General features: G+C 71.4%; 11 protein-coding genes and 1 pseudogene. 3 read left to right on the top strand and 9 right to left on the bottom strand.

Going from position 1 to position 11,508, the window contains the following annotated elements; genetic code table 11:
* Positions 1-187: pseudogene (locus P1P75_RS34635) on the bottom strand (stress protein); the annotation flags it as partial.
* Positions 188-277: 90 nt separating this feature from the next.
* Complete coding sequence (locus P1P75_RS34630) at positions 278-877, bottom strand: M48 family metallopeptidase (RefSeq protein ID WP_319262974.1); 600 nt, start codon at positions 875-877, stop codon at positions 278-280.
* Between the two features lie 240 nt (positions 878-1,117).
* Between P1P75_RS34630 and P1P75_RS34625 the strand changes: the two genes are divergently transcribed.
* A complete protein-coding gene (locus tag P1P75_RS34625; protein ID WP_319262972.1) occupies positions 1,118-2,335 on the top strand; it encodes a TOMM precursor leader peptide-binding protein in 1,218 nt (405 codons plus the stop codon).
* Complete coding sequence (locus tag P1P75_RS34620; RefSeq protein ID WP_319262970.1) at positions 2,328-3,698, top strand: AarF/ABC1/UbiB kinase family protein; 1,371 nt, start codon at positions 2,328-2,330, stop codon at positions 3,696-3,698. Before P1P75_RS34625 ends, P1P75_RS34620 begins: the two co-directional genes overlap by 8 nt.
* A 179-nt stretch (positions 3,699-3,877) precedes the next feature.
* Here P1P75_RS34620 and P1P75_RS34615 read toward each other — a convergent pair whose 3' ends face one another.
* The 4 genes from P1P75_RS34615 to P1P75_RS34600 all read right to left on the bottom strand — a co-directional run bounded on the left by P1P75_RS34615 (position 3,878) and on the right by P1P75_RS34600 (position 7,447).
* Positions 3,878-4,204, bottom strand: coding sequence for a hypothetical protein (locus P1P75_RS34615; protein ID WP_319262968.1), 327 nt, complete (start codon positions 4,202-4,204; stop codon positions 3,878-3,880).
* Entirely contained in the window at positions 4,201-4,569 is a 369-nt protein-coding gene (locus P1P75_RS34610) for a WhiB family transcriptional regulator (protein WP_030038270.1), read from the bottom strand. The genes P1P75_RS34615 and P1P75_RS34610 overlap by 4 nt, the downstream gene beginning before the upstream one ends.
* Before the next feature lie 176 nt (positions 4,570-4,745).
* On the bottom strand, positions 4,746-5,072 hold the full coding sequence (locus tag P1P75_RS34605; RefSeq protein ID WP_319262965.1) for a hypothetical protein: 327 nt from the start codon (positions 5,070-5,072) through the stop codon (positions 4,746-4,748).
* A gap of 167 nt (positions 5,073-5,239) precedes the next feature.
* Positions 5,240-7,447 carry an ATP-dependent DNA helicase UvrD2 gene (locus tag P1P75_RS34600; protein WP_319262963.1) on the bottom strand — a complete coding sequence of 736 codons (2,208 nt, stop codon included), beginning with the start codon at positions 7,445-7,447 and terminating at the stop codon, positions 5,240-5,242.
* A gap of 250 nt (positions 7,448-7,697) precedes the next feature.
* Between P1P75_RS34600 and P1P75_RS34595 the strand changes: the two genes are divergently transcribed.
* Complete coding sequence (locus tag P1P75_RS34595; protein ID WP_045559070.1) at positions 7,698-7,940, top strand: mycoredoxin; 243 nt, start codon at positions 7,698-7,700, stop codon at positions 7,938-7,940.
* 75 nt (positions 7,941-8,015) lie between these two features.
* Here the strand turns inward: P1P75_RS34595 and nudC are convergent, their stop codons facing one another.
* The 3 genes from nudC to P1P75_RS34580 form a co-directional block, all read right to left on the bottom strand.
* Positions 8,016-8,960 (bottom strand): NAD(+) diphosphatase, encoded by a 945-nt coding sequence (gene nudC / locus P1P75_RS34590; RefSeq protein WP_319262961.1) that lies wholly within the window; start codon positions 8,958-8,960, stop codon positions 8,016-8,018.
* Between the two features lie 155 nt (positions 8,961-9,115).
* Complete coding sequence (locus P1P75_RS34585; RefSeq protein ID WP_319262959.1) at positions 9,116-10,519, bottom strand: dipeptidase; 1,404 nt, start codon at positions 10,517-10,519, stop codon at positions 9,116-9,118.
* 43 nt (positions 10,520-10,562) lie between these two features.
* On the bottom strand, positions 10,563-11,508 hold a 946-nt coding region (locus tag P1P75_RS34580; protein ID WP_319262957.1), incomplete at its 5' end, for a PD-(D/E)XK nuclease family protein.

Genomic DNA, 11,508 nt, shown 5'->3' with positions numbered 1-11,508 from the left:
GCCGCTCGTCGGCGTCGAGGCCGAAACAGCTGATGTCGAAGGTCAGGCCAGGGCCGGAAATCTGTACACCTACGTACAGATCCGTGCCCGCGGTGAGGTCACTGATCCTGGTCTTGTGGCCGCGTTGGAATTCCCTGGACATGCGTAACGACCGTCCCCCATCCGGATTGCGAGTGCGTCGCGTCAGGCTAACGGCAAACTCGGACACCGGACGAGGTCGGTACAGACCCGGTACACAACCCGCGCGGCACACCGCGGGACGACACGCGCGCGGGACTCACTCCTCGCGGGCGCCCGGCAGGTGGGGCAGCCGTTCGGCAGCGACCACCCCTTCCAGGTAGCCGCGGGCCCGCTCGGTGCGCGGATACGCCTCCAGCAGCCGCCAGAAATCGGGGCCGTGGCCGGGCACGAGCAGATGCGCCAGCTCGTGCAGAAGCACGTAGTCGATCACGTACTCCGGCATGCCCTTGAGACGGTGCGACAGGCGGATGCTGCCTTCGGCGGGGGTGCAGGAGCCCCAGCGGGTGTTCTGGTTGGTGACCCAGCGGACCGTGGTGGGCCGGGCCCGGCCGTCGAAGTACTGCGCCGACAGCCGCTCGGCGTGTTCGGCCAGTTCCGCGTCGCCGGGGGCGCGTCGGCGGCTCTCCTGGGCGGCGAGCTTGTCGAGCATGACGCTCACCCAGCGTTGCTCCTCGGCCTCGGACATCCGGGCAGGGATGAGCACGACGGTGCGATCGCCCTCGCGGTACGCGGAGACCGTCCGGCGTCGACGGGCGCTCCTGCGGACCTCGATCGCGCTCGCCCGTGAGCCGCTCGGCGGCTGGCTCGTCGTGCTGCGCTGTGGCGTTCCGGCGCGGTGCAGTGGGTCGGCGGGCACGCCCCGACGTTACCCGCTGTGCAGGCGGGAAGTCCCGACTCCGGGACGGTTCGGTTCTGATCTCTCACCTCCCGTTTGCCCCGTACGACGGATTCGTACGATGAATCCCGGCCCCTGTGGACAACTTTCGGTGCCCGTCGGCGCGGCCGGGCATGCTGGCAGTCGTCGGCGGATCGCGGTCGCCTCCATGGCCCCGCCCCACCGGCGTACGGGGAGATTCCAGGCTGACGGGGGCCTTCTATGCATCCGATGGTGAAGTCCGCGCTGCGGCGCGGCTGGCGTGATCTGAACACCGTGCAGTTCGGGCTGGCCCCGGCGCACGCGGTGACGCTCGGCCCGGTGGACACCGCGACGGGCAGTTTCCTGGACCTGCTGGACGGCACCCGTGGGCTCCCTCTCCTACGAGAGGAGGGACACCGGATGGACCTTCCGGACGGACATGTCGATCAGCTCGTGCGGCGGCTGGCGGGAGCAGGCCTGCTCGACGACTCCCGCGGCGGAGGGTCGGACGGAGCCGCTCTGCGGGAGAAGAAGGACGTCATGGACCGGCTGCGGCCGGACCTCGCGTCGCTGTCGCTGACCACGTCGGAACCGGGCGAAGCCCTCGAGCACCTGGCCGCCAGACGCCGGCAACGGGTACAGGTACGGGGTGCGGGCCGGGTGGGCGCGGTGCTCGCCTCACTGCTGTCGGGCGCGGGGGTCGGCGAGGTGGACGTGCGTGACGGCGGCGTGGTGGAGCCGGGGGACGTGGCCCCGGGCGGACTGCCTCCCGAGGCGATCGGTGAGCGCCGGGACGAGTCCGCCCGTCGTGCGGTGCGCCGGGCCGCCCCGGACCGGCCGCCCCGCAGGAGTGCCCATTCACCGGCCGAGGCGGACGGGCCCGGTTTCTCCCTGGTGGTCCTGGCCCCACGGGACGACGTGTCCGTGCACGCCCCGGCTCCTTCCGAGGCCGAGCCCTTGATCGCCTCGGGCACACCGCATCTGTACGCGGGGGTGGTGGAGGCGACCGGAGTGGTCGGCCCGCTCGTCCTGCCCGGCGAGACGGCCTGCGCGGGGTGCCTGCACGAGGCACGCACCGACCGGGACCCGGCGTGGCCCCGGCTGGTCGCGCAGTGGCACTCCGGCACCCGGCGTACCGTCCGCGCCTGCGACCTGACGCTGGCCACCACGGTCGCGGGCCTGGCGGCGGCTCACGCGCTCGCCTTTCTCGACGGCACTCTCCCGTCCAGCTCGGGAGCACGCTGGGAGGTCTCCGTACCGGCCCTGCAGTGGCATTCGCGTCCGGTGCGGGCGCACCCCGCCTGCCGGTGCGGAGCGGCGGAGAAAGGTAACGAGGAACACACCGCCTCCGAGGACGCCGAGTCGCGCGCGACAATGGCGGGGCAACGGCATTCGAAGGAGTTACGCCGTACGGCAGACGCGGCGCGGCTTTCTGGGACCTGGAGGGCGCATGTCTAATCTTCCCCGGAAGGCGGTCACCCGGACCGCCAAGCTCGCCGCGCTCCCGCTCGGCATCGCGGGCCGGGCCACGTGGGGCCTGGGTAAACGGATCGTGGGCGAGTCCGCGGAGATCGTCGGCCGTGAGCTGCAACAGCGCACGGCGGAACAGCTCTTCAAGGTCCTCGGTGAGTTGAAGGGCGGCGCGATGAAGTTCGGACAGGCCCTGTCCGTCTTCGAGTCCGCGCTGCCCGAGGAGGTCGCCGGCCCCTACAGGGCGGCCCTCACCAAGCTCCAGGAGGCGGCGCCGCCCATGCCGACCCGCACGGTGCACGCCGTGCTCGCGGAGCGGCTCGGCGAGGACTGGGCCGAGCTGTTCGTCAAGTTCGACGACAAACCGGCCGCGGCCGCCTCGATCGGCCAGGTGCACCGGGCGGTGTGGCACGACGGACGGGAGGTCGCGGTCAAGGTCCAGTATCCGGGCGCGGGTGAGGCCCTGCTGTCGGACCTCAATCAACTCAGCCGTTTTGCGCGGTTGTTGGGCCCCCTCATACCCGGCATGGACATCAAGCCGCTGATCACCGAACTTCGGGACCGTGTCTCCGAGGAGCTGGACTACGGCCTGGAGGCGCAGGCCCAGCAGGCGCACGCGGAGGAGTTCGACGGAGATCCCGACGTCCTGGTCCCGGCGGTGGTCCACCAGTGCGACCAGATTCTGGTCACTGAGTGGATCGACGGCGTACCCCTATCCGAGGTGATCGCCGGTGGCACGCCCGAGCAGCGCAACCGCGCCGGCCAGCTGCTGTCGCGTTTCCTCTTCTCCGGGCCGGCCCGCACCGGCCTGCTGCACGCCGATCCGCATCCCGGCAACTTCCGTCTCGTGCCCGGTGGTCCGGACGGCGAGGACGACTGGCGCCTGGGGGTCCTGGACTTCGGCACCGTCGACAGGCTGTCCGGCGGTCTTCCCGAGCCGATCGGCGCCTCGCTGCGCATGACGCTCGACGGCGAGGCGGACGCGGTGTACGACTTGCTGCGCGAGGAGGGCTTCATCAAGGAGTCCATCGAGCTGGAGCCCGACGCGGTCCTCGACTACCTGCTGCCGATCATCGAGCCGGCGCTGGTCGACGAGTTCACGTTCACCCGGGACTGGATGCGCAGTCAGGCGGCCCGGATTGCCGACCCGCGCTCCCCCGCGTACCAGTTGGGCAGGCAGCTCAACCTTCCTCCGGCCTATCTGCTGATACACCGGGTGACGCTCAGCACGATCGGCGTGCTGTGCCAGCTCGGTGCGACCGTCCGGCTGCGGGAGGAACTGGAGGGCTGGCTCCCGGGGTTCGTCCTCGACGAGGGCCTGGAAGTGGAGGAATCCGTCGCGGAGGTGTGACCCACCACCGGCGCTGACGAGCACCTGGCCCGTCCGGCCGCGTGGCCCGGTCCCGCTCGGATCGCACCCCGCTCTCCGTGGCGCAACGCGCCGCGGGGGCCGGTCCGTTCGGACGGACCGGCCCCCGCGCAGGAGCTTCGCCTCCCCTGTCGGGAGGCCACCGCTTCAGGTGGAAGGGATTACTGCATCACGGCCATGGCGAGCGCCCGCCGGGCACGCAGCGAGGCGCGCTCGGCACGGCGCTGCATCCGGCGAGCGGTCACCAGGCGCATGGCCCGGCGTTCCTGCTCGGCCTCGAGCAGCCGGTCGTGCATATGCGCACGAGCCAGGGCTTCTGGGATGAGTTGCATCTCGCGGGTCCTGTTCTGACGCGAGTCGCTCGCGCCGGTGGTGGTGACGTCTTGGGTCGCGGAGCCTGCGGGCTCGTTCGTGGACGGCTTCATCGGGGCCTGCTTCTTGGGGTCGTGCGTGACGGGATGGTCGATCGTTCCTGCGATGGTGTTCATGCCGTGACCGGGTTCTTGCGCGGACGGCCACGCGGCCGCTTCCGGGCGACGACGACACCCTGCACGAACAGCTCGCCACCCCAGACGCCCCAGGGCTCACGCCGCTCCTTGGCGCCGGCGAGGCAGGCCTCGACCAGCGGGCAGGTACGGCAGAGGGACTTGGCGTACTCCACGTCCGCGGGCGACTCGGCGAAGAAGACCTCCGGGTCGTAGGAGCGGCAGGGGACGGGTACGCCGAGGTTCTCGATGGCGTCGTCGAGCGCGGTGAGCGCCGTGAGCGGGGTCAAGGTGGAGTCCTCCGTGAGGCCGGGCGGGGGGATCGTTTCGGAAGGCGGTACGGACGGGGCGTGCGCTTCGAGTTGCACGGTTCGTCTTCCTCGTCTGGTCGTTCCGGCCCTGTTGGGCCGGGTGGCGGCTTGGTACCGGGTTCTTTTCTTGTCCCGAGGCCCCTTCGCTCTGTCGTCCCGGGTCGGGACAAACAGAAGGGCCGCGGATCCCGGGTGGGGTTCCGCGGCCCTGAAGGCGCCGGCCTGATCGACTGTCAGGCTGGATCACTCCAGGGTTCTGGCCCACGGAAGGCCCACATCTGGTGGTGCTGCGTCGTCTGCATCCGGGCTCCGGCACCGGTCGCCGTAAAGGCATAGGCCTTCGCCTGTGCCGCTACTGCCGCTTCCAGTGCCTTGGTCGGTCGCTCACTGCGCTCGCGGACAACAAGGCCCGCGGGGGCGACAGAGAGGGACGCAGGCCGGTCGGCACGAATGCCGGACAGACCGGTGCCCAGGTTCGAGGCGGCGAGAGTGCACACGGAGACGATCGAGCGATCGGTCAGTTTGGCGGTGCTGACGGAGCTGTTGTTGATGATGATCACTGGAATCGCCTCCTCTCGGCGTCTCGGGGGACCGGGATGGAACCCGGTCCGGCGGATATGCAAGTACAGCACGGAACCTTGGCCTCCGAGAAGGCCTCTGTTCTCGTGCCTAAGAACCTATGGGGATTGCCGGGGCATGCGCAAACTATTTTTCCGACGAGTTCGGATCAGTCGTCCTCGTCCTCGGCTCCCAGGTCCTGGCCTGCGCAGATGGCCAGGACATCGGTTCCGTAGCGGTTGAGCTTGCGCGTGCCGACGCCTGGGATCCGCACCAGCTCGCCCGGTTCCTCGGGGGCGGCCTCGGCGATCGCGATCAAGGTCTTGTCGGTGAAGACGCAGAACGCGGGCTGCCCGGCCCGGCGTGCCTGGACCGCGCGCCAGGACCGCAGCCGCTCGTAGAGCCCCTCGTCCATGTCCGACGGACAGTCCTCGCAGCGCATCAGCTTCATCTCGCCGGCGTCGGTCAGAGTGCGTCCGCAGACCCGGCAGCGGGCCGGGCTGCGCGGGGTCCGGCGCGGCACGGCCGCCACCACGCCCGCCGTCGCACTCGGAAAACCGCGCTCGACGCCCCCGGCACCGCCTCCTCCGCCGCGCCCCGCCGTGCTGCCGGATCCCGGGCGCAGCCCGTCGAGGAAGCGGCTGGGACGGCGGTTCGGGCGGCCGCCCGGCGAACGGCAGAGCGCCCAGGAGACCTGGAGGCGCTCACGGGCCCGGGTGACGCCGACGTAGAGCAGCCGGCGCTCCTCCTCGATCTGCTCGTCGGTACGGGCGTAGGAGATCGGCATCATGCCCTCGGCGACGCCGACCAGGAAGACGACGTCCCACTCCAGGCCCTTGGCCGAGTGCAGGGAGGCGAGGGTGACGCCCTGGACCGTGGGGGCGTGCTGGGCGCCCGCCCGTTCGTCGAGTTCGGCGATCAGGTCGGCGAGCGTGGCATCGGCTCTGGCGGTGGTGAAGTCCTGCGCCAGGTTCACCAGGGCGGCCAGGGACTCCCAGCGCTCCCGGACGGCTCCTGATCCGGCCGGCGGCTGGGGTGTCCAGTTCTCGCCGGACAGGACCGCGCGCACCTGGGAGGGGAGGTCGACGGCGTCCTCTAGCAGGGCGTCGTTGCCGCCGAAGCGGGCGGCGGCGCGCAGGGCGTTGATCGCCTTGCGCACCTCCGGGCGGTCGAAGAACCGCTCGGCGCCGCGCAGCTGGTAGGGGATGCCGGCGTCGGCGAGGGCCTGCTCGTAGGTCTCGGACTGGGCGTTGGTGCGGAACAGGACGGCGATCTCGGCGGGCTGGACACCGGCGTCGACCAGCTCGCGGATGCGGCGGGCGGCGCCCTCGGCCTCGGCGGGCTCGTCGGTGTACTCGCTGTAGACGGGTTCGGGTCCCGGTGTGCGCTGGGAGACCAGCTCCAGGCGGTGGTCGGCGGCCCGGCCGCGGGCCTGGGACAGCAGACCGTTGGCGAGGTGGACGACCTGAGGCGTGGAGCGGTAGTCGCGGACCAGTTTGACGACGGTGGCCCCGGGGTGGCGGGTACGGAAGTCGAGGAGGTGGTCGGGGGTGGCTCCGGTGAAGGAGTAGATCGTCTGGCTGGCGTCGCCGACCACGCACAGGGTGTCCCGGTCGCCGAGCCACAGCTCCAGGAGCCGCTGCTGGAGGGGGCTGACGTCCTGGTACTCGTCGACCACGAAGTGCTGGTACTGGGCGCGGACCTGCTCGGCGATGTCCTGCCGGTCCTGGAGGACGGCGACGGTCAGCAGGAGGACGTCCTCGAAGTCGATGACGCCTCGCTCCCGCTTGAGGTCCTCGTAGGCGGCGTACAGCTGGGCGATCTCGGCGGGCGCTCGGGGGGTTTCGCGGCCGGCCTTGGCGGCGGCCGCCTGGTAGTCCGCGGGAACCGTCTGGGTGACCTTGCACCACTCGATCTCGGCGGTGGTGTCCCGCAGTTCGCCCCGGTCGAGCCGGATGCGGCAGGCGGCCGCCGCATCGGCGACGAGCTGGACCTTGCGGTCGACGAGCCGGGGCAGGGAGCCACCGATCGCTTTCGGCCAGAAATACTGAAGCTGGCGCAGGGCCGCGGAGTGGAAGGTGCGAGCCTGGACGCCCTGGGCTCCGAGCATCCGCAGCCTCCCGCGCATCTCTCCGGCCGCACGGTTGGTGAACGTGACGGCGAGGACGCTGGAGGGTTGCAGGATGCCCGCGCGCACCCCGTAGGCGATGCGGTGGGTGATCGCGCGGGTCTTGCCGGTACCGGCTCCGGCCAGTACGCACACCGGTCCGTGCAGGGCGGTGGCCACCTCGCGCTGCTCGGGGTCGAGCCCTTCGAGCACCGCGTCGGCCGAGTCCGGTACCTGCGGGAAAAGGGTGGAGTGCGTTGCTGCTGTCACACAGCCATGCTGCCAGGTCACCGGAGACAGCTGAGCCGGTTGTCCACAGGGAGGCAGCTGCAGTCGTATTAATGCGGCAGGCATCACAGCCCCGGTCGGCGGGCGTCTCAGCTACCCGCGGCGGGCGTCGTACCCGCTCGCGGCGGGCGTCACAGCGGTCCGGGGCCGTTCGCGGGAATGGCCGTGCCTCCTCGCGCGTTCCCTCTCCGCGACCCCACATCCCCCGAGTCGCCGAAGGAGCGCGAGACACATGCCGGGCACTGTGACGATGTACAGCACCACGTGGTGCGGCTACTGCCGCAGGCTGAAGAGCCAGATGGACCGCGAGGGCATCACGTACAACGAGATCAACATCGAGCAGGACCCGGAGTCCGCGGCGTTCGTGGAGAAGGCGAATGGCGGAAACCAGACGGTACCGACCGTGCTGTTCCCTGACGGCTCCACGCTGACGAACCCTTCGCTGGCCCAGGTCAAGCAGAAGATCGGCGCGTAACTCGCCGGATGTCACGGCGGTACGGCGAAGAGGGCGGCTCCTGGATCTGTGGGGCCGCCCTCTTCGTGTCGTGTGTCACGTGAAGGTGCGGATGGGCAGCGGCTTGCCGTACCAGAGTTCGATCAGGCGGGCCGCGATGGAGATGCCGTAAGGAGGCAGGACCTCGCCGGACTCGAAGCCCGCTCCGAGTTCGTCGCGGGAGAACCAGCGGGCCTCGTGGATCTCGTCGCCGTCGACGTCGATGACGGTGGAGGTGGCGCGGGCCATGAAGCCGAGCATGAGGCTGGACGGGAAGGGCCAGGGCTGGCTGGCGACGTACTCGACCTGGCCGACCGTGACGCCGGCCTCCTCGAAGACCTCCCGGCGCACCGTCTCCTCTATGGACTCGCCGGGCTCGACGAAGCCGGCCAGCGTCGAGAAGCGGCCCTCCGGCCAGTGGACCTGACGGCCGAGCAGGATGCGGTCCTCCTCGTCCGTGACCGCCATGATCACCGCGGGGTCGGTGCGCGGGTAGTGTTCGGCGCCGCAGGCGGGGCAGCGGCGGATGTGGCCGGCGGCGGCGATGACCGTGCGCTCGCCGCAGCGCGAGCAGAAGCGGTGGGTGCGCTGCCAGTTCTCCAGGCCGACCGCGTGCACCATGAGGCCCGTGTCGCGCGGGGACAGCAGCAGTCCGGCCTCACGAAGGCCCGCTGGGCGGGCGGACTGGTCGATACGGCCGGGGAGCGCGTCCTTCTGGAGGGCGAAGTAGCTGACGCCGTCGTCGTCGGTGCCCAGGAAGTAGCGGTGGGCCTCGGTGAGGGGGGCCTCGAAGGAGGGCGTCATGACGAGTTCGGTCCGGCCGTCGGGCGTCTCGTCGATGAGGACCTGGCCGCCGGAGACGACGAAGCAGCGTGTCGTGGGGTGGCTCCAGGCCGCGGCGAGCCAGGCCTCGTCGAGCCGGTGGTGGGCGGCGCGGTCGATGCCGCTCGGGGCGGTGAGCGAGATGGGTCGGTCGGCGTTCTGGTCGGTCCAGGTGGTCACGGGTGCTTCCAACTCCCCCGGTGGAACGGTTGTTTCGGCGGGCGGTTCAGCGGGACGTGCGGCAGGGGGCGACCGGGTCCGGTGCGGTGTCGCCGTGCGGGGCGGCCTGTCCGATGTGCCCCGCGCGCGGTGTCGCTCCGGACCGTGCGAGGTCGTCAGGGCGCATGGCGCCAGGTCTCGGCGAGGTCACCCCAGAGGTACGCGGTGGTTTCGACGCCCTTGAGGAGGAGGTCCAGCTCGACCTTCTCGTTCGGGGCGTGCCATCCGTCGGAGGGCACGGAGATGCCCAGGAAGAGCACCGGGGCGTCGAGTACTTCCTGAAGGTCGGCGGCGGGCCCCGAGCCTCCTTCGCGGGTGAAGCGGACGGGGCCCTCGAAGGCGCGGCCCATGGCGCGCACGACGGAGCGCAGGGCGGGGTGGTCCAGCGGGGTCAGGCACGGGCGCGTGGCCGGGCTGAACGTGATCTCGTGACGGATGCCCGCGGGTACCCGCTCCTCGGCCCAGACCCGGACCGCCTTCTCCACCTGGTCGGGGTCCTGTCCCGCGACCAGCCGGAAGGACAGCTTCACGAAGGCGGAGGACGGGACGATCGTCTTGCTGCCGGGGCCCTGGTAGCCGCCGCCGATACCGTTGACCTCGGCGGTGGGGCGGGCCCAGATGCGCTCCAGGGTGGTGTGCCCGGCTTCGCCGTGGGTGGCGTGCGACTTGGCGGTGCGCAGCCAGCTCTCCTCGTCGAAGGGCAGCTCGGCGAAGAGAGCGCGTTCGCGGTCGGTGAGTTCGACGATGCCGTCGTAGAAGCCGGGGACCGTCACGCGCGCGTGCTCGTCGTGCAGGGCGGCGACGAGGCGGGCGGCGGCGGTGGCCGGGTTGGGCACGGCGCCGCCGAAGGAGCCGGAGTGGATGTCCTGGTCGGGTCCGTGCAGCCGGATCTCACATTCGGCGAGCCCGCGCATGCCGGTGCAGACCGTCGGGGTGTCCTCGGACCACATGCCGGTGTCGGAGACGATCACGGCGTCGGCGGCGAGCCGCTGGGCGTGCTCCTCGACGAGGGCGCGGAAGTTCGGTGAGCTGGACTCCTCCTCGCCCTCGATCAGCAGCTTGAGGTTGACGGCCGGGGCGGTCCGGCCGGTGGCGGCGAGGTGGGCGCGCACGCCCAGGGTGTGGAAGAAGACCTGGCCCTTGTCGTCGGCCGCCCCGCGCGCGTAGAGACGGTTTCCGCGGACGACCGGCTCGAAGGGGTCGCTGTCCCAGCCGTCCTCGCGGGCGGCGGGCTGCACGTCGTGGTGGCCGTAGACCAGGACGGTGGGTGCCTGCGAGTCGCCGGACGGCCATTCGGCGAAGACGGCGGGAGCGCCGGGCGTCTGCCAGACCTCGGCGGTCGGGAAGCCGGTCTCCTGGAGCTTGGCGGCGAGCCAGTCGGCGCTGCGGCAGACATCGGGCGCGTGGTCGGGCTGGGCCGAGACCGACGGGATGCGCAGCCACTCGGCGAGGTCGTCGAGGAACGCCGCACGGTGGCGCTCGATGTACGTGCGGACGGCGCTGTCCGGGGTCTGGCTCATGGTCACGAGCCTATCCGGCCGCACCGACATCCCGGCCGGGTACTTACGCACGGTTTACTTGCGCTGCCCGCTCCTCCATGCCGTCCTGAAGGGCGTCCTCCTGGGTCAACAGGCGCTCCAGCGCGGCCCGGTCCGGCAGATTCGCGGGTCGTACGACCTCGCCGGTGCGCACGTAGACGAATGCCGCTGTGACGGATTCCACGGGCACACCGTGCTGCTCGGCCCACGCGAGCCGGTACACGGCGAGCTGGAGCGGGTCGCCGTCATGTCCCCGGCCCGTCTTCCAGTCGACGATCTCGTACGTCGCACCGTCGCCGTCGCCGTCCTTGTAGACGGCGTCGATACGGCCCCGTACGACGCGGTCGGCGAGGGTGAGCTGGACGGGCGCCTCGACCCGGTAGGGGGTGCGATGGGCGTACTCGGTGCGCTCGAAGGCGTCCTTGAGTGCCTCCAGGTCGCGTTCGTCGGCGATCTCCGCGTCCTCGCCGGGCAGTTCGTCCGGTTCCAGGAAGGGCAGCGTCAGCTCCTCGAAGCGGGCCTCCACCCACGCGTGGAACCTGGTGCCCCGGCGCGCGGCCGGCTGGGGCGGGCTGGGCATGGGGCGCGCGAGTTCCTGGGCGAGTCCGTCCGGGTCGGCGGCCAGGCGCAGCAACTGCGACGCGGTCAGGGTCACCGGGAGGGGTACGTCCGTGACGCTCCGGCGGGCGCGTTGCAGCTCGCCGGCGAGCGCGTCCAGGTCACGGTCCCAGGAGGCGACCGTGCGGGCCTCCTCAGGGGTGAGGCGGGGCCGACGCGGCTCGGGGGGTGCTGCCTGGTGCGGGACGGCCGGGCGGGCGGTGGTCCAGCCGTCCTGGTCGTGCGGGACGTCATCGAAGGGGTCCGGCTCGCCGTGGGGACCGGCCTCGCCGTACGGGTCCGGCTCGTGGCGATCCGCCTCGAAGGGGTCTCTCTCGTCGTCGTAGGGGGGGTCCGCCGGGGCGGGCTCGTCC

The sequence above is a fragment of the Streptomyces sp. ID05-39B genome (genome assembly GCF_033794725.1).
Lineage (GTDB): Bacteria > Actinomycetota > Actinomycetes > Streptomycetales > Streptomycetaceae > Streptomyces > Streptomyces bobili.
The sequence above is the reverse complement of the archived record's forward strand: the minus strand, read 5'-3'. Positions and strand labels throughout refer to the sequence as shown.

What these genes read in the sequence shown, in the direction of transcription:
- P1P75_RS34625 (WP_319262972.1), top strand. Translation starts at nt 1,118, where the DNA reads ATGCATCCGATGGTGAAGTCCGCGCTGCGGCGCGGCTGGCGTGATCTG.
- P1P75_RS34620 (WP_319262970.1), top strand. Translation starts at nt 2,328, where the DNA reads ATGTCTAATCTTCCCCGGAAGGCGGTCACCCGGACCGCCAAGCTCGCC.
- P1P75_RS34615 (WP_319262968.1), bottom strand. Translation starts at nt 4,204, where the DNA reads ATGAACACCATCGCAGGAACGATCGACCATCCCGTCACGCACGACCCC.
- P1P75_RS34595 (WP_045559070.1), top strand. Translation starts at nt 7,698, where the DNA reads ATGCCGGGCACTGTGACGATGTACAGCACCACGTGGTGCGGCTACTGC.
- P1P75_RS34585 (WP_319262959.1), bottom strand. Translation starts at nt 10,519, where the DNA reads ATGAGCCAGACCCCGGACAGCGCCGTCCGCACGTACATCGAGCGCCAC.